The following is a 15,909-nucleotide window of genomic DNA, read 5'->3' as shown; positions in this document are numbered from 1 at the left end:
TTACTTCCCCGCAGCCGCGCTGGCGGCATCCATCGCCTTTTGGGCCTCGGCACTGCGTACCAGCCGGAAACGCAGGTTGAACGACGCCACCCGGCGCTGATCCTTGGGCGTCAGCGCAACATTGGCCGCAACGATCTCGACCAGTTCCGGCTTGGAAAACCAGGGCGTGTTGCTGGCGAGATTTCTCAGCATCTCGGAAACGCGCTCGTTCGACTGCGCCATGCCCTGCATGGTGACGACCTGATCGGCCTGCTTGAGGCTGGTGATGTATACGCCGTCCGGCAGTTGCATGACCAACTCGTTGAGCATGTGGACGGGCAGATTTCTGTCGGACTGCAGGTCCTCCACCGCCTTCTGGCGCGCGCGCAGTGCCGCGATTTCTTCCTCGATGGTCGCGATTTCCTTGATCTGGCCCTCCAGGACTTGGATTTCACCGCGCAGGAAGTTATTCCGCGCCTGCTGGTTGTCGATCATCATCTGGTACCACCAGTAGATGGCCCCGGCAATGGCCAAGCCCACGAGGGCCGAAGCCACCATGACTGCCTGAAATGTTTCCCGCCGGCGCTTGCGCGCGGCTTCCCGGTGCGGGAGCAGGTTGATGAGAATCACTGCAGGAACCTCCGCATCGCCAGCCCGCACGACGTCAGGTAGGACGGCGCCTCGCGCACCATCTTCTTGAGCCGTACCGCGCCGCCGATTTCCATTCCTTCGAAAGGATTGATGGCGCTGCAGGCGGAGCCCGTGTGCTGGGTCACCGCCTCTGTCAGCCCAGGCAGGGGAGCCGAGCCACCCGCCAGCATGATGTGGTCCACCCGGTTGTAGGGCGTGCTGGAGAAGAAGAACTGCAGGGCGCGGGCTACTTCTTGCGCCATGCTGTCCACGAAGGGACGCAGCACGGCCGATTGGTAGTCTTCCGGGAGATCGCCATTGCGCTTCTTGCTTTCCGCCTCTTCCTGGGAAAAGCCGTACTGGCGGACGATGAGCTGCGTCAGCTGCGCGCCGCCAAAGGCCTGGTCACGGTCATAGAGGACATCGTCGTTGCGCAGGACCTGCATGCTGGTGGTCAGCGCCCCGACCTCGAACAGCGCCACCACGGCATCCACGCCGCTGTTGGGCAAGGCTTCTATGAGACGGCCGGCCGCCAGGCGGGCCGCATGCGACTCGACATCTACGACGATGGGCTTGAGCCCGGCCGCCTCTGCCAAACCCTGGCGGTCCTGGACCTTTTCCTTACGCGAGGCGGCAATGAGCACCTCCACATCGCCCGGGGCGTTCTTGCTGGGGCCGATCACGCAAAAATCCAGGCTCACTTCGTCCAGAGAGAATGGGATGTACTGGTTGGCCTCGGACTCGACCTGCACCTCAAGCTCCTGCTCGGTCATGCCTCCGGGCAGAGTGATCCGCTTCGTGATGACGGCAGACGACGGCAGCGCCAGGGCCACGTTCTTGGTCTTCGTGCCACTCTTCTTCACGACCCGGCGCAGCGCCTCAGCCACTTCGTCGAACTTCTCGATGTTGCCATCCGTGATCCAGCCCCGTTCCAGCGGCTCGATCGCGCACCGTTCCAGCACCAGCGTGCCCGCTTTGTCGCGCCCCAACTCGACAAGCTTGACGCTGGATGAGCTGATGTCGATCCCCAGCAATGGGGCTGACTGGCGACTGAACAACGACCCCATTGAGATCAAGATGGCCCCCCGTGACTTATCTATATGGCGCAACAAAACTTAACACTTCACATGAATGCTATCAGTAAGGTCCTTTACCAGCAAAGAGTTTTACCCTTTGGCTACATGCGCCGCGTTGTCAAAAGCAGACGATTTTCCAGGACAGGAGAGCCGATTTCCCCGGGGGAACCGTGAAACGACGGGGACGCCGGCAACGTGGCGGAGCGATGGACGGCGCGGACGATTTTTATAATGGCGGGTTCGCTTTCCATTGGAGCCGTATGCCTCCCCCACAAGACAAACAACCCTCCCCGGCCTCCTCCTCGCCACGCTGGCTGCGCTGGGTGGTGCGCGGGCTTGCCTGGCTGGTCGGGCTTGCCGCGGCGGGCGTGCTGGCGGGGGCGATGTTCATTGCGCTCGGGCTGGCCGTGGCCTATCCCAACCTGCCCGACATCTCCGAGCTGGCCGACTACCGGCCCAAGCTGCCGATGCGGGTCTACTCGACGGAAGGCGCGCTGCTCGGAGAGTTCGGCGAGGAACGGCGCAATCTCACACCGATCCAGGACATTCCGCCGGTGATGACCAACGCCGTCCTGGCGATCGAGGACGCGCGCTTCTTCCAGCACGGCGGCGTCGACTACAAGGGCGTGCTGCGCGCCGCGCTCGCCAATTTGGGCCGAGTCAAGAGCCAGGGGGCATCCACCATCACCATGCAGGTGGCGCGCAATGTGTATCTTTCTTCCGAGAAGACATTTACACGGAAGATTTACGAAATATTACTAACCTTCAAACTCGAGCATCTGCTGACCAAAAACCAGATTCTCGAGATTTACATGAACCAGATTTATCTGGGCAATCGCGCCTATGGGTTTGCCGCCGCATCAGAAACCTATTTTGGCAAGCCGCTGAAAAATATCTCGATCGCCGAAGCCGCCATGCTGGCCGGCCTGCCCAAGGCGCCTTCGGCCTACAACCCCATCAGCAACCCCAAGCGCGCCCGCATGCGCCAGCTCTACATCATCGAGCGCATGCAGGAGAACGGCTTCATCACGGCAGAAGAAGCCGCGGACGCCAAGCAGGAAGACCTGAAGCTGCGCTCTTCCACCAACAGCACGCGCATCCACGCCGAGTACGTCGCGGAAATGGCCCGCCAGCTGGTGTTCGCCCAGTACGGCAACGAGGCCTACACACGCGGCCTGAACGTGTACACCACCCTCAACGCCGGTGAGCAAGAGGCCGCTTATACCGCGCTGCGCAAGGGCATCATGGACTACGAGCGCCGCCAGCACTACCGCGGCCCCGAGCGTTTCGCCGCCCTGCCCACCGACCCCGCTCAGGCCGAGGACGTGATCGACGACGTGCTGGCCGGCCATCCCGACAACGGCGACGTGCTCGCCGCGGTGGTGCTCGAAGCGGGTAGCAAGAAGATCGTGGCGGCCCGCGCCGACGGCGAGCTGATCGAGATCACCGGCGACGGGCTCAAGCCCGCGCAGTCCGGCCTCAGCGACAAGGCCCCGCCCAACATCAAGCTGCGCCGCGGCGCGGTGATCCGGGTGGTGCAAACGCCCAAGAAGACCTGGGAAATCACCCAGCTGCCCGAGGTGGAGGGCGCCTTCGTCGCCGTGGACCCGCGTACCGGCGCCATCCGCGCACTGGTGGGCGGCTTCGACTTCGACAAGAACAAGTTCAACCACGTCACCCAGGCGTGGCGCCAGCCGGGATCGAGCTTCAAGCCGTTCATCTATTCCGCCGCGCTGGAAAAGGGCTTCACGCCCGCCACCATCGTCAACGATGCGCCGCTGTTCTTCAGCGCCGGCGTGACGGGCGGCCAGCCCTGGGAGCCGAAGAACTACGACGGCAAGTACGACGGCCCCATGACGCTGCGCACCGGCCTGGCGCGCTCCAAGAACGTCGTCTCCATCCGCGTGCTGCAGTCGGTGGGCCCCAAGACTGCGCAGGACTGGGTGGCCCGCTTCGGCTTCGACGCCGACAAGCACCCGCCCTACCTCACCATGGCGCTGGGTGCCGGCTCGGTCACGCCCATGCAGATGGTGGCGGCCTATTCCGTGTTCGCCAACGGCGGCTACCGCGTCAACCCCTACCTCATCACCCGCATCACCGACCACAAGGGGCGCATCCTGTCGGACGTCCAGCCGCCCGCCATCGGCGATACCCCCCGCGTCATCGATACGCGCAACGCCTTCGTCATGGACAGCCTGCTGCAGGAGGTGACGCGCTCGGGCACGGCGGCGCGCGCCCAGGCCACGCTCAAGCGCCCCGACCTCTACGGCAAGACCGGCACCACGAACGACGCCGTGGACGCCTGGTTCGCCGGCTTCCAGCCCACGCTGGCAGCCGTGACCTGGATTGGCTACGACACGCCGCGCAACCTGGGCAGCCGCGAGACGGGCGGCGGCCTGAGCCTGCCCGTCTGGATCAGCTTCATGGACCGCGCGCTCAAGGGCGTACCGGTGGCCGAACCCACGGTCCCGCCCGGCCTGGTGAACGTGAGCGGCGAATGGTTCTACGAGGAATACGCGCGCAGCGGCGGCGTGGCCAGCGTGGGCGTGGAAGGTGGTGCGCCTGGCAGCCAGGCGCCCGGCACGCCGCCGCCCACCGAGGAACGCAACCGGATCCTGGACCTGTTCCGCAACTGACCGCTATCAAAATAAAAGCTGCCTGCGCTTGGTGTGCAAGGTTTTCAGGGCAAATACCCCCTGAATTCCTTTCGCACCAAGCGCAGGCAGCTCTCTTTTCAAGAGCGCCCTTAGCGCGAAAACACCAGCGGCTGCCCCGCCTGCAGGCTGGCATCGCGGCTCAGCCCGGCGAAGAATTCGCCTGCGCCCTTGGTGTCCATCCACTGCCGGCCGTCGAAGCGGAAGTGATAGCCACCGGACTGCGCCGCCATCCAGACTTCGTGCAGCGGCTTTTGCAGGTTGATGACGATCTGGCTGCGGTTGGGAAACGTGATCGTGACCATGCCGCCGGAGCGCTGGCTGTCCAGGTCGGCCTCGGTTGCCTCGTTGATGCGGTCGCAGCCCTGCTCCACCGCCAGCAGCAGCTGCTCGGCACGGTCCATGAATTCGAGGTCGGTCATTACAATTTGCGGATGTTGAAAGCCCGCCAAATTCTAGTCAGGACGATTGCCCTTAGCGTGAGCGCGGCGGCCCTGGCCGGGTGCGGGCAGCGCGGCCCGCTCTACCTGCCGACGGACCCCGCGGCTGCGCAGCGCGCCACCCTGCCCGAAACCCTGAACCCTGCCACCCCGCGCCCACCCGCGGCGCCGGCCTCCTCCCCCGCATCGTCTCCCACTCCATGAGTTCCTCCTCCCTGCCCGGCCAGCCCCACGTCCACTACGAGGGCGACGCCCTGCACCTCGAAGGCGTGCGCCTGGACACCCTGGCGCACGAACACGGCACGCCGCTGTACGTCTATTCCCAGGCCGCCATGCTGCAGGCGCTGGCCGCCTACCAGCGCGGCTTCGCCGGGCGCAAGGTGCAGATCTGCTACGCGATGAAGGCCAACTCGTCGCTGGCCGTGCTGCAGCTGTTCGCCCGCCAGGGCTGCGGCTTCGACATCGTCTCCGGCGGCGAGCTGCAGCGCGTGCTCGCAGCCGGGGGCGACCCGGCCCAGGTCATCTTCTCCGGCGTGGGCAAAACCCGCGCCGAGATGCGCCAGGCGCTGGAGGCCGGCATCGGCTGCTTCAACGTGGAGAGCGAGGCCGAACTGGAGGTGCTCAGCGAAGTCGCCCAGTCCATGGGCCTGCGCGCGCCCGTCAGCATCCGCGTGAACCCGAACGTGGACGCCAAGACCCACCCCTACATCTCCACCGGCCTCAAGGGCAACAAGTTCGGCATCGCCCACGAGCGCGTGGTGGCCACCTACCAGCGCGCCGCCGCGCTGCCGGGCCTGCGCGTGATCGGCATCGACTGCCACATCGGCTCGCAGATCACCGAGGAAACGCCCTACCTCGACGCCATGGACCGCATGCTGGACCTGGTGCAGGCCGTCGAGGCGGCGGGCATCCCCATCCACCACCTGGACTTCGGCGGCGGCCTGGGCATCGACTACCACGGCGACACGCCGCCCGCCGCCGACGCGCTGTGGGCCAAGCTGCTGGCCAAGGTGGATGCGCGCGGCTACGGCGACAAGCGGCTCATGATCGAGCCGGGCCGCTCCCTGGTGGGCAACGCGGGCGTGTGCCTGACCGAGGTGCTCTACCTCAAGCCCGGCGAGCAGAAGAACTTCTGCATCGTCGATGCGGCGATGAACGACCTGCCCCGGCCCGCGATGTACCAGGCCTACCACGCCATCGTGCCGCTGCAAGCCACTGCACAGGCCGCAGCCCGGCAGCCCGCGCAGGTCTACGACGTGGTCGGCCCCGTCTGCGAGAGCGGCGACTGGATCGGCCGCGACCGCGAACTGGCCGTGCGCGCCGGCGACCTGCTGGCCGTGCTCTCCGCCGGCGCCTACTGCAGCGCCATGGGCAGCACCTACAACACGCGGCCGCGTCCGGCCGAGGTGCTGGTGGACGGCGAGCGCGCCCACCTCATCCGCCGCCGCGAGAGCGTGAGCGACATCTTCCACGCCGAAAAGCTACTGCCACCCGCCAATCCTTGATAGCCATCAAGAAACAGCCACAGAGGGGGGACTAGCATTCCGACTTTCATTGCGAAAGTCCGCTGCATGTCCCTGGAACCTCTCGAACTCTACCGAGACAAGCACCACGCCTGTCTGATGTTCTCGGACCTCATCGAAGAGGATGGCCAGGCCGTGCAGGCCAACCAGTTCCTGATCGTGGACGGGGACACCGGCGCCATCATCGACCCGGGCGGCAACCTGGCCTTCAACGAGCTGTTCATGGGAATGACCAAGCATTTCCCGCCGCACAAGCTCTCCTACCTGATCGCCTCGCACGCCGACCCGGACATCATCGCCTCGCTGGACCGCTGGATGACCAGTACCAAGGCCACGCTGGTCATCTCGCGCATCTGGGAGCGCTTCGCGCCGCACTTCACCAAGCTGGGCAAGACCGAGGGCCGCGTCATCGGCGTGCCCGACGGCGGCGGCCACCTGCCGCTGGGGCGGCACGAACTGGTGCTGCTGCCCGCGCACTTCATGCACTCGGAGGGCAATTTCCACTTCTACGACCCGGTCAGCCGCATCCTGTTCACGGGCGACCTGGGCGTGTCCATGACCTCGGGCGCCGAGGCGCGCGTGCCGGTGACCGAGCTGGCGCCGCACATCCCGCGCATGGAAGGCTTCCACCGCCGCTACATGGTCTCCAACAAGATCCTGCGCCTGTGGACGCGCATGGTGCGCCCGCTCGACGTGGCCATGCTCGTGCCGCAGCACGGCGCGCCCATCATGGGCCAGCAGGCGATCAACGATTTCTACGACTGGCTGGACTCGCTGATGTGCGGCATCGACCTGTTCGACGACCGCGCCTACCAGGTGCCCACGGCGCACATCGACCCGGTGACGCGCCAGGTGCGCCCGCCCCTGCAGGCGGTCGGCTGACTTCAAGCCAAATCCGGCTGCAGCGCTTATCCTGCAAGCGCGAGCAGCTATTCAACCCATAGCATCACGTCCGCCGCCAGCGGACCACGCGCGCCAGCAGCAGCGCCGCCAGCACGGCGGCATAGACCGCCACCTCGGCGAAGTCGTTCTTGCCCGCGCGCATCCAGAAGAAGTGCAGCACCGCCAGCACCGCCACCAGGTACACGGCGCGGTGCAGGCGCTGCCAGCGCCGCCCCCCCAGCCAGCGGATGGCGCGGTTGAAGGAGGTGGCGGCGAGCAGCAGCAGCAGCGCGAAGGCCGCCATGCCCACCAGGATGAAGGGCCGCTTGGCGATGTCGCGCGCGATCTCGGCCGCATCGAACCCCATGTCGAACCACGCGTAGCACAGCAGGTGCAACGCGGCATAGAAGAACGTGAACAGCCCCAGCATGCGCCGCATGCGCGCCAGCGCCGGCACTCCCAGCGCGATGCGCACCGGCGTCACCGCCAGGGCCAGGCACAGCAGGCGCAGCGTCCAGTCGCCCGTGGCGCGGATCAGCGCCTCCGCCGGATTGGCGCCCAGGCCATCCGTCGCCGCGCCATACACCAGCCATGCCAGAGGCAGCAGGCACAGCGTGAAGAGCAGCGGCTTGGCCGCGCGGTGCTGCAGCCAGCGGCCGCGGGGCGCGGCAGCCATCAATAGAACTTCTTCAGGTCCATGCCCGCGTAGAGCTGGCCCACCTGGGCCTCGTAGCCGTTGAACAGCAGCGTCTTGCGCTTCTTGGCGAACAGGCCGTCCTCGCCGATGCGGCGCTCGGTGGCCTGGCTCCAGCGTGGATGGTCCACGTCGGGGTTCACGTTGGAATAGAAGCCGTATTCCTGCCGCGCGGCCTTGTTCCAGGCGGTTCCCGGCTCCTTCTCGACGAAGCGGATCTTCACGATGCTCTTGGCGCTCTTGAAGCCGTATTTCCACGGCACGACGATGCGCACCGGCGCGCCGTTCTGGTGGGGCAGCACCTCGCCGTACATGCCGAAGGTGAGCAGCGTGAGCGGGTGCAGGGCTTCGTCCATGCGCAGGCCCTCGGTGTAGGGCCAGTCGAGCACGCGCGAGCCCACGTAGGGCATGGTGGCCTTGTCGGCCAGGGTGACGAACTCCACGTACTTGGCGCTGCCCTGCGGCTCCACGCGCTTGATGAGCTCGGCCAGCGAATAGCCCACCCACGGGATCACCATGGACCAGCCTTCCACGCAGCGCAGGCGGTAGATGCGCTCCTCCATCGGCGAGAGCTTGAGCAGCTCGTCGATGTCGAAGCGGCGCGGCTTGTTGACCAGGCCTTCCACCTCCACCGTCCACGGGCGGGTCTTGAGGGTGTGGGCGTTGCGCGCGGGGTCGGCCTTGTCGGTGCCGAATTCGTAGAAGTTGTTGTAGGTGGTCGCGTCCTTGTAGGCGGTGGGCTTTTCCATGGTCACCGCGCCGGGTACGGCCGAGCGCGTGCCCGCCAGCGCCTGCGCCGCGAGCGCCTCGCGCCCCGCCCACGCGGCCAGCGCCGCCCCGGCCGCGCCGCCGGCCAGCAGGCGCAGCAGGTCGCGGCGCTGCGCGTACACGGCGCGCGGCGTGATCTCGCTGGCGCGCGGGTGGTCGAATCCGGTGGGTCGAATGCGGACGGGCATGGCGGGCCTCCAATGGCTGGACGTCTGGCGAGTCTGCCTCAGGACGCCCGGCCCTGCACGGCGCAGGGCCTCATGGGCCTTCAAAAACGATAGCTGGTCGCGCTTGCCAACAGCCGGCTTTGAGCAGTATTCACCGCCAAATCCTTGCCAATCAAGCGCAGGCAGCTCCTTTTTTTACAGCGTGCCGTAGCTGTGCAGTCCCGAGAGGAACATGTTCACGCCCAGGAAGGCGAACGTGGTCACCGCCAGCCCCACCAGCGCCCACCAGGCGGAGACGGTGCCGCGCAGCCCCTTCATGAGGCGCATGTGCAGCCAGGCCGCGTAGTTGAGCCAGACGATCAGCGCCCAGGTTTCCTTGGGGTCCCAGCTCCAGTAGCCGCCCCAGGCCTCGGCCGCCCACAGCGCGCCGAGCACGGTGGCGATGGTGAAGAACGCGAAACCGACGGCGATGGCCTTGTACATCACGTCGTCCAGCACCTCCAGCGGCGGCAGGCGCTCGGCGATGCGCCGGCGCGCGAGCAGGATGCCGCCCACGATGAGCGCAGAGATGCCGAAATACACCATCCAGTAGCTGCCGCCGTTCCCTGTGGCGCCCTGGCGGAAGACGATGGGCTCGAAGCACAGCACCACGCCCAGCAGCCACAGCGGCGCGAGCTTGTACCAGCGCGTCTCGCCGGCCTGCTGCTTGATCAGGTAGGCGAAGGCCACCATGGCCGACAGCGCGAAGGTGCCGTAGCCGATGAAGTTGGCCGGCACGTGCAGCTTCATCCACCAGCTCTTGAGCGCGGGCACCAGCGGCTGGATCTCGTGCGCCTCGCGCACCACCGTGTACCAGAGCAGGAAGCCCACGGCCGCGCTCACCACCAGCATCACGAAGCCGCCGAGCGCGCGTGTGGCGTACTGCTCCTCGTAGTAGAGGTAGAACGCCGCCGTCATCCAGCAGAACATCACGAACACCTCGTAGAGGTTGCTCACGGGGATGTGGCCGATGTCGGGCGCGATCTGGTAGCTCTCGTACCAGCGCACCATGGTACCGATGAGCGCCAGCGCCACCGCCACCCAGGCCACGCGCGAGCCGATGCGCATCATGGCCGTGCCCTCGCCGCGCGAGAACATGCCCACCCAGTAGAACGCCGTGCTCATGAAGAACAGCATGCTCATCCACAGGATGGCCGACTGGCTGGACAGGAAGTATTTCAGCAGGAACACCGTGTCGGCCCGCGCCAGATCGCCGCCGCCCTCGCCCTGGTAAAGCGCGATGGCCAGCAGCGAGCACGCCGCCACGGCGAACATCAGCGCGCGCAGCGGCCGCCAGAACCAGCCCAGCCAGATCGCGCAGGGGATGGTGCCGAGCAGGATGCCTTTCTCGTAGCCGTCCATCCACGCGCCGTAGCGCTGCAGCGCGAACAGCCCGCCGGCCAGTACGGCCAGGGCGAACAGCCAGTCCAGCCAGTTGCGGCGCGCGAGGAAACCTTCGTTGAGCGTGAACGTCTGCGTGGCGGTGTTCATGCGGAACCTCCGTGGGGGTGGGAGCCGAGGAGCTGGCCGCTCAGGCGCGCGAACTCGCGCCCGCCGTCCAGCGTCTTGCGGTTGGTGGAAAGTGCCATCGTGGCATGGGTGCCCGCATCCTGCGGGGCCAGCCAGACCCAGACGCGGCGCTCGCGCACGTAGAGCATGGCGAAGATGCCCAGGATCAGCAGCGTGCAGCCGAGGTAGACGACGTTCTTGCCCGGCGCGCGCGCCACCTGGAACACGCTGGCCTGCACCTGCTCGAAGTCGCGCAGCTCGAAGACCATGGGCGCGGGGTAGAGCTGCGCATCCGACAGCGACAGCACGGCCTGCGTCATGAAGGCCTGCGTCTGCGCGTCGGAAGGCAGCGGCGGCAGGCCGGCCTGCTCGCGCGTCATCTGTGCCAGCTCGAACAGCGCGCCGTTGAGGATGCGCACCAACACCTCGCCCGCGCGCTCGCGCTCGGCCTCGGGCACGTTGGTTTCCATGAAGTCCGAGATCGCCTGCAGGCCGCCATGCATGCGCCCCTGTGCGTCGCGCTCGCCCGCATACAGCGTGAGCGCGCGCAGCGCCGACTGCGCGAGCTGCGCGGCCAGCTCCGGCCGCGCGCCGTCCACCGCCACGGCCGCATAGCGGCGCACGGCCTGCTCGCGCTGCGCGGGGTCGGCAAGCGCCAGGCGCATGCGCAGGAAGCCGTCCAGCCCGCCCTCGTGGTCCACCGGCACACGCAGGTAGCGGAAGGGCTCGGCCGGCGTCTCGCGCACGCCCAGCATGTACATGGGCTGGCCGTCGCCCGTGTCCACGGGCAGCATGAAGTTGTGGAACTCGCGCGCCTGGCCGGCCGCGTCGCGCAGCTTGTAGGTCACGCTGGGGCCCACGTTGCGCAGCTCGCGCCGGGTGACCGTCTTGTTGCCCGCACCCAGGCGCGATTCGATGGACTGGCGCAAGTCCACCTTGCGCACGTCAGCGCCCGAGGTGCCGCCCGTGTCGCCGAAGTTCTCCACGTTGAGCACGCGCAGCGCCGCGTATTCGAGCGTGAGCGCCTCGCCCGTGCCCGTGTGCGTGAGCTGCGTGGCGCCGCCGATCGTGCCCTCCACCTCAAACTCCCGCGCGCCCGGCACCATGGGCCGCGCGCGCAGGCGCACGTGCGAGCCGCCGTCGTCGAAGCTGGACTGGTAGATCTCGATGCCTTTGTAGCTGGCCGGGTGGTTCACCTCCACGCGCGCGGGCGTGACCTCGCCCGTGGCCTTGTCGTGGATCACGATCTCGCTGGCGAACAGCTTGGGCATGCCGGTGGAGTAGTGCTCCACGATGAATTTCTTGAGCTCCACCGCGAACGGCAGCTCCTGCAGCAGCACGCCGTCGGACTGGCTCAGGATGGCCGTAGCCGACTGCGTGCCCTCAGCCACCACCAGGTTGCCGCGGAAGGTTGGGTTGCGCTCGGACAGGCGGTGCTCGGGCTTGACCTCGGAGATCAGCCCGCCGCCCGCGTAGGGCGTCTTGCCGCCGAACCACATCTGCGCGCGCACGATCAGGTCGCCGTCGAGCAGCCCGCCCAGACAGATGAGCACGATGGCGCTGTGCGCGGCGATGTAGCCGATCTTGTTGGCCGCGCCCGCCTTGGCCGCCACCATCCAGCCCGCGCCGGTGGCCGTCTCGCGCTGCTGCAGGCGCACCTTCCAGCCCACGGAGGCCAGCATCTGCCCGATGCGGCGCGCGGCAGCCTCGGGCGCCTCGCCCGCCAGGTCGGCCTGCGCCTTGTGGTGGAAGGCCTGCAGGCTCTTTTCGCGGATGTTTTCCTTGTAGTTGCGGATGTCCGCCAGGTACTTGGGCGCGTGCCGCGCGATGCACAGCGAGGTGCTCACCACCAGGAACGCCAGGATCAGCAGGAACCACCACGCGCTGTAGACCGCGTTGAGCTTGAGCGCCAGGAACAGCTCGGCCCAGAACGGCCCGAACTGGTTCACGTAGTTGGCGGCGGGCTCGTGCTGCTTGAGCACCGTGCCGATCACCGAGGCGATGCAGATCACCGTGAGCAGCGCGATCGCGAAGCGCATGGACGCCAGCAGCTCGGTCAGCGACCGCGTGGCGTACGGGCGCCGGGCGCCGCTGCTGGAAGGAAGATCAGACATGGAAGACGGCAGAGCCCGAAAGAGAAAAGGGCGGGCCATCCGTTCAGATGCGCCCGCCCGTCTTGGGTGTGATTATCGGCGGTAGGTTCCGGAGGCGCACCTGCGCACCCCGGGGAATTTGACGTGAATCAACGCAGGCCGGCGATGTAGTCGGCCACGGCCCGGACCTCGCGGTCGTTGAGCTTGGCCGCCACGTCGCGCATCTGCGCGTTGTTGCCGCGCTTGCCGTCGCGGAAGTCCGCCAGCTGCTTGACCGTGTAGTCGGCATGCTGGCCGGACAGGCGCGGGTACTGCGCCGGGATACCGGCGCCGTTGGGGCTGTGGCAGCCCGCGCAGGCGGCGATGTTGCGGTCCTGGATACCGCCGCGGTAGATGCGCTCGCCCAGGGCGACGAGGTCCTTGTCCTTGGAGAAGCCGTCCTTGGCCTTCTGGGAGGCCAGCCACCAGGACACGTTGCGCATGTCGTCTTCCGACAGGATCGCGGCCATGCCCTGCATCACAGGGTCGGCGCGCTTGCCGGACTTGAACTCCTGCAGCTGCTTGACCAGATATTCGGGGTGCTGCTGCGCCAGCTTGGGATTGGCGGCGATGGTTGAGTTGCCGTCGGCCGCGTGGCAGGCCACGCACACGGCAGCGTAGCTGGCCTCGCCCTTGGCGAGGTCGGGCTTGGCGGCCTTCGGCGTTTCGCCCGCTGCAAGGGCCGGAAAAGCGGGAGCTGCCAGCGCGGCAGACATCAGCAAGGAGGCGAGCAACTTCATATCGGGGGTTCTTGTGTAACGAGCGGCAAAACCCCGCGATTCTACAATGCACCCTGTTTCGCTCCATCCCCTGAAAACCCGATCTATGTCAACCACACCGCACGCACCGGCGCCCGGCCTGCCCGAATTGCCCGATGCCAAGGCCGCACTGGGATGGATGCACACCGCGCGCTTTCTGACCACCGCCGCCCAACTGCACCACCTGCCCGAGATCACCGTGCCGGAGATCGCCTTCGTCGGCCGCTCCAACGCGGGCAAGTCCACCTGCATCAACACGCTCACGCAGCAGCGCCAGCTCGCCTTTGCCTCCAAGAAGCCCGGCCGCACCCAGCACATCAACCTGTTCGCGCTGGGCCGCCAGGGCGTGATGGACGCGGTGCTGGCTGACCTGCCCGGCTACGGCTACGCCGCCGTGTCGCGCGACGACAAGCAGCGCTGGCAGCGCGTGATGCTCAACTACCTCATCAGCCGCGAGAGCCTCACGGCCATCGTGCTGCTGTGCGACCCGCGCCTGGGGCTGACGGAGCTGGACGAGGCGCTGCTCGACGCCGTGCGCCCGCGCGTGGAGGCGGGGCTGAAGTTCCTGGTACTGCTCACCAAGGCCGACAAGCTCACGCGCGCCGAGCAGGCCAAGGCGCTGTCGATCACGCGGCTGCAGGCCGGCGGCGGCGAGGTGCGGATGTTCTCCGCGCTCAAGAGACAGGGCGTGGACGAGGTGGTGCAGCTGCTGTGGCAGTGGTCCCACCCTGCGATGGAACCCGCCGCCGCGCCGGATGCCGAACCCGGTTCAGAACCCGTATAGCCGCGCGGGGTTGTCCGCCAGCACGCGGCGGCGCAGTTCCACGCCGGGCAGCCAGCGCGCGATCTGCTCGCGCAGCGCATCCGCCGGCACCACACGGTAGGCACTGACCTCGTGCGCCGCGCGGCCCGGGTCGCGCGCCGTGTGCGGCCAGTCGCTCGCCCACAGCAGCGCGCCGGGCGCCGCGTCGGTTAAATGGCGTGCCCAGGCATCGGCCAGGGAGGGCGATGCCAGGCGATACGGCGCCGAGAGCTTCACGTGGACGCGCCCCGTGCGCAGCAGATCCGTCAACGCATCCGCACCGGGCAGCGCATCGGCCAGCGCGAAGTGGTCGAGCACCACGGGCGACGGCAGCCGTGCAAGATCCTCGGCCAGCGCCAGCACCACGGGCTGGGCGGCATAGAGCTGCACATGCCAGCCAAGGTCGGCCACGCGCGCGCTCCAGGCCTGCAGCAGGGCGCGTGTGCCCGCGATGTCGCGCAGCCCCGCGCTTTCCAGATTGATCCGCACGCCGCGCATCCCGCGCGCATGCAGCTCGCGCAGCGCAGCGGCGTCTACGCCATCCTCCAGCACGGCGATGCTGCGCCCCGCGCCATCCAGCGCCGCCAGCGCGTCGAGCAAGCAGCGGTTGTCGGTGCCGTAGACGCTGGGCTGCACCAGCACTACGCGCTCCAGCCCCAGGCCCGCGAGGTGCGCGCGCAGCGCAGCCAGCGGCGCGGGCCCGGGCGTGTAGTGGCGCGCGTCCACCATGGGGTAGTCGGCGCGCGGGCCGAAAACGTGCGTGTGGCAGTCGCACGCGCCGGCGACCATCACGCCCCCTGCAGGCGCTGCGCGAAGGCGCGCCCGGTGGCGGCCGTACCCAGGCGGCCGCCCGCGTCGCGCGTGGCCTCGCCCGCCTCCACGGCGGCGGCGGCGGTGCGCTCGATGGCCTCAGCCGCCGCCAGGAAGGCCGGCAGGCCGTGGCGCTGGCCGTGCCAGCCCAGCAGTTGCCCGGCCGAGAGGATCAGCGAGAACGGATTGGCGATGTCCTGCCCCGCGATGTCGGGCGCCGAGCCGTGCGCGGCCTGGCCCATGGCGTGGTCGCGTCCGGCGTTGACCGAGCCGCCCAGGCCCAGGCTGCCCGAGAGCTCGGCCGTCAGGTCCGAGAGGATGTCGCCGAACATGTTGGTGGTGACGATCACGTCGAAGCGCTGCGGCGCGCGCACCACGTGGGCCATCATGGCGTCGACGATGAACTCGTCCACCTGCACTTCGGGGAAGTCGCGCGCCACGCGCTGGCATTCCTCGATGAACATGCCGTCGCCCAGCTTGAGCACGTTGGCCTTGTGCACGATGCTCACGTGGCGCTTGCGCGTCATCGCCAGTTCGAAAGCCGAGCGCGCGATGCGCTCGCAGCAGCCGCGCGTGATGCGCCGCAGCGACACCGCCACGTCGGGCGTGATGAGCATCTCGCTGCCGCCGGAGGCGATGTTGCGGTCGGCATAGAAGCCCTCGGTGTTCTCGCGCACCACCACGAGGTCGAACGCGTCCACCTTGTGCGGCACGCCGGGCCAGGTGCGCGCGGGGCGGATGTTGGCGTACAGGTCCAGCTCCTTGCGGAAGAACCTGGACGGATTGATCTCGTCCGTGTAGTCGTAGGTGGACATGGGGCCGAGCATCAGCCCGTCGGCCGCCTTCACCTTGGCCAGCAGCGCGGGGGTGACGGTGGTGCCGTGGCGGCGCAGGCTTTCGTGCCCGGCTACGTCGTGATCGAGCTGCAGATCCAGGCCGAAGCGCTGGGATGCGGCCTGCAGCACTTCTACCGTGGCGGCCATGGTTTCGGGGCCGATGCCATCCCCGGGGAGTACGACGATTTTCATGAGAAGTTTTCCGTTCGT

Annotated in this window: 15 protein-coding genes; 5 read left to right on the top strand and 10 right to left on the bottom strand. The window is 67.7% G+C overall.

Going from position 1 to position 15,909, the window contains the following annotated elements; all coding sequences use genetic code 11:
* Both AVS7_RS13840 and AVS7_RS13835 read right to left on the bottom strand, forming a co-directional pair.
* Positions 1-609, bottom strand: a complete 609-nt coding sequence (locus tag AVS7_RS13840; protein ID WP_024001583.1) for a PilN domain-containing protein — start codon at positions 607-609, stop codon at positions 1-3.
* Positions 606-1,685 carry a pilus assembly protein PilM gene (locus AVS7_RS13835; RefSeq protein ID WP_034690967.1) on the bottom strand — a complete coding sequence of 360 codons (1,080 nt, stop codon included), beginning with the start codon at positions 1,683-1,685 and terminating at the stop codon, positions 606-608. The genes AVS7_RS13840 and AVS7_RS13835 overlap by 4 nt, the downstream gene beginning before the upstream one ends.
* A 260-nt stretch (positions 1,686-1,945) precedes the next feature.
* On the opposite strand from AVS7_RS13835, the gene AVS7_RS13830 reads away from it, so the two are divergent.
* Positions 1,946-4,321 carry a penicillin-binding protein 1A gene (locus AVS7_RS13830; protein ID WP_200405929.1) on the top strand — a complete coding sequence of 792 codons (2,376 nt, stop codon included), beginning with the start codon at positions 1,946-1,948 and terminating at the stop codon, positions 4,319-4,321.
* A 110-nt stretch (positions 4,322-4,431) separates the two neighbouring features.
* Here the strand turns inward: AVS7_RS13830 and cyaY are convergent, their stop codons facing one another.
* The gene (gene cyaY / locus AVS7_RS13825) at positions 4,432-4,761 is read right to left on the bottom strand and encodes an iron donor protein CyaY (protein ID WP_020229004.1); all 330 of its coding nucleotides are present in this window, start codon (positions 4,759-4,761) and stop codon (positions 4,432-4,434) included.
* Between the two features lie 12 nt (positions 4,762-4,773).
* Between cyaY and AVS7_RS23860 the strand changes: the two genes are divergently transcribed.
* The 3 genes from AVS7_RS23860 (at position 4,774) to AVS7_RS13815 (ending at position 7,184) form a co-directional block, all read left to right on the top strand.
* Positions 4,774-4,983: a lipoprotein gene (locus tag AVS7_RS23860; protein WP_082176517.1), complete on the top strand. Its 210-nt coding sequence runs from the start codon at positions 4,774-4,776 to the stop codon at positions 4,981-4,983.
* A complete protein-coding gene (gene lysA / locus AVS7_RS13820; protein WP_020229003.1) occupies positions 4,980-6,284 on the top strand; it encodes a diaminopimelate decarboxylase in 1,305 nt (434 codons plus the stop codon). The genes AVS7_RS23860 and lysA overlap by 4 nt, the downstream gene beginning before the upstream one ends.
* 66 nt (positions 6,285-6,350) lie before the next feature.
* Positions 6,351-7,184 carry an MBL fold metallo-hydrolase gene (locus AVS7_RS13815; protein WP_024001581.1) on the top strand — a complete coding sequence of 278 codons (834 nt, stop codon included), beginning with the start codon at positions 6,351-6,353 and terminating at the stop codon, positions 7,182-7,184.
* A 64-nt stretch (positions 7,185-7,248) separates the two neighbouring features.
* Here AVS7_RS13815 and AVS7_RS13810 read toward each other — a convergent pair whose 3' ends face one another.
* The 5 genes from AVS7_RS13810 to AVS7_RS13790 all read right to left on the bottom strand — a co-directional run bounded on the left by AVS7_RS13810 (position 7,249) and on the right by AVS7_RS13790 (position 13,233).
* Entirely contained in the window at positions 7,249-7,860 is a 612-nt protein-coding gene (locus AVS7_RS13810) for a sulfite oxidase heme-binding subunit YedZ (RefSeq protein WP_020229001.1), read from the bottom strand.
* Complete coding sequence (msrP, locus tag AVS7_RS13805) at positions 7,860-8,834, bottom strand: protein-methionine-sulfoxide reductase catalytic subunit MsrP (RefSeq protein ID WP_020229000.1); 975 nt, start codon at positions 8,832-8,834, stop codon at positions 7,860-7,862. The genes AVS7_RS13810 and msrP overlap by 1 nt, the downstream gene beginning before the upstream one ends.
* A gap of 174 nt (positions 8,835-9,008) precedes the next feature.
* Positions 9,009-10,343, bottom strand: coding sequence for a c-type cytochrome biogenesis protein CcsB (gene ccsB, locus AVS7_RS13800; protein ID WP_020228999.1), 1,335 nt, complete (start codon positions 10,341-10,343; stop codon positions 9,009-9,011).
* On the bottom strand, positions 10,340-12,475 hold the full coding sequence (locus AVS7_RS13795; RefSeq protein WP_020228998.1) for a cytochrome c biogenesis protein ResB: 2,136 nt from the start codon (positions 12,473-12,475) through the stop codon (positions 10,340-10,342). The genes ccsB and AVS7_RS13795 overlap by 4 nt, the downstream gene beginning before the upstream one ends.
* 128 nt (positions 12,476-12,603) lie before the next feature.
* Positions 12,604-13,233, bottom strand: a complete 630-nt coding sequence (locus AVS7_RS13790; protein ID WP_020228997.1) for a cytochrome c — start codon at positions 13,231-13,233, stop codon at positions 12,604-12,606.
* Positions 13,234-13,318: 85 nt separating this feature from the next.
* On the opposite strand from AVS7_RS13790, the gene yihA reads away from it, so the two are divergent.
* A complete protein-coding gene (gene yihA, locus AVS7_RS13785) occupies positions 13,319-14,035 on the top strand; it encodes a ribosome biogenesis GTP-binding protein YihA/YsxC (RefSeq protein WP_020228996.1) in 717 nt (238 codons plus the stop codon).
* Here the strand turns inward: yihA and AVS7_RS13780 are convergent.
* Together AVS7_RS13780 and AVS7_RS13775 are read right to left on the bottom strand one after the other, a co-directional pair.
* Positions 14,021-14,842 carry an amidohydrolase gene (locus AVS7_RS13780; protein WP_020228995.1) on the bottom strand — a complete coding sequence of 274 codons (822 nt, stop codon included), beginning with the start codon at positions 14,840-14,842 and terminating at the stop codon, positions 14,021-14,023. The two genes, yihA and AVS7_RS13780, sit on opposite strands and share 15 nt — an antisense overlap.
* On the bottom strand, positions 14,842-15,891 hold the full coding sequence (locus AVS7_RS13775) for an isocitrate/isopropylmalate dehydrogenase family protein (protein ID WP_020228994.1): 1,050 nt from the start codon (positions 15,889-15,891) through the stop codon (positions 14,842-14,844). Before AVS7_RS13775 ends, AVS7_RS13780 begins: the two co-directional genes overlap by 1 nt.
* Positions 15,892-15,909 lie beyond the last annotated feature (18 nt).

Source organism: Acidovorax sp. MR-S7, from assembly GCF_000400995.2.
Lineage (GTDB): Bacteria > Pseudomonadota > Gammaproteobacteria > Burkholderiales > Burkholderiaceae_C > MR-S7.
The sequence above is the reverse complement of the archived record's forward strand: the minus strand, read 5'-3'. Positions and strand labels throughout refer to the sequence as shown.

Bases quoted from the DNA above. Each gene is read 5' to 3' on its own strand.
- AVS7_RS13830 (WP_200405929.1), top strand. From the start codon at position 1,946: ATGCCTCCCCCACAAGACAAACAACCCTCCCCGGCCTCCTCCTCGCCA.
- cyaY (WP_020229004.1), bottom strand. From the start codon at position 4,761: ATGACCGACCTCGAATTCATGGACCGTGCCGAGCAGCTGCTGCTGGCG.
- AVS7_RS23860 (WP_082176517.1), top strand. From the start codon at position 4,774: ATGTTGAAAGCCCGCCAAATTCTAGTCAGGACGATTGCCCTTAGCGTG.
- lysA (WP_020229003.1), top strand. From the start codon at position 4,980: ATGAGTTCCTCCTCCCTGCCCGGCCAGCCCCACGTCCACTACGAGGGC.
- AVS7_RS13815 (WP_024001581.1), top strand. From the start codon at position 6,351: ATGTCCCTGGAACCTCTCGAACTCTACCGAGACAAGCACCACGCCTGT.
- AVS7_RS13810 (WP_020229001.1), bottom strand. From the start codon at position 7,860: ATGGCTGCCGCGCCCCGCGGCCGCTGGCTGCAGCACCGCGCGGCCAAG.
- msrP (WP_020229000.1), bottom strand. From the start codon at position 8,834: ATGCCCGTCCGCATTCGACCCACCGGATTCGACCACCCGCGCGCCAGC.
- ccsB (WP_020228999.1), bottom strand. From the start codon at position 10,343: ATGAACACCGCCACGCAGACGTTCACGCTCAACGAAGGTTTCCTCGCG.
- AVS7_RS13795 (WP_020228998.1), bottom strand. From the start codon at position 12,475: ATGTCTGATCTTCCTTCCAGCAGCGGCGCCCGGCGCCCGTACGCCACG.
- AVS7_RS13790 (WP_020228997.1), bottom strand. From the start codon at position 13,233: ATGAAGTTGCTCGCCTCCTTGCTGATGTCTGCCGCGCTGGCAGCTCCC.
- yihA (WP_020228996.1), top strand. From the start codon at position 13,319: ATGTCAACCACACCGCACGCACCGGCGCCCGGCCTGCCCGAATTGCCC.
- AVS7_RS13780 (WP_020228995.1), bottom strand. From the start codon at position 14,842: ATGGTCGCCGGCGCGTGCGACTGCCACACGCACGTTTTCGGCCCGCGC.
- AVS7_RS13775 (WP_020228994.1), bottom strand. From the start codon at position 15,891: ATGAAAATCGTCGTACTCCCCGGGGATGGCATCGGCCCCGAAACCATG.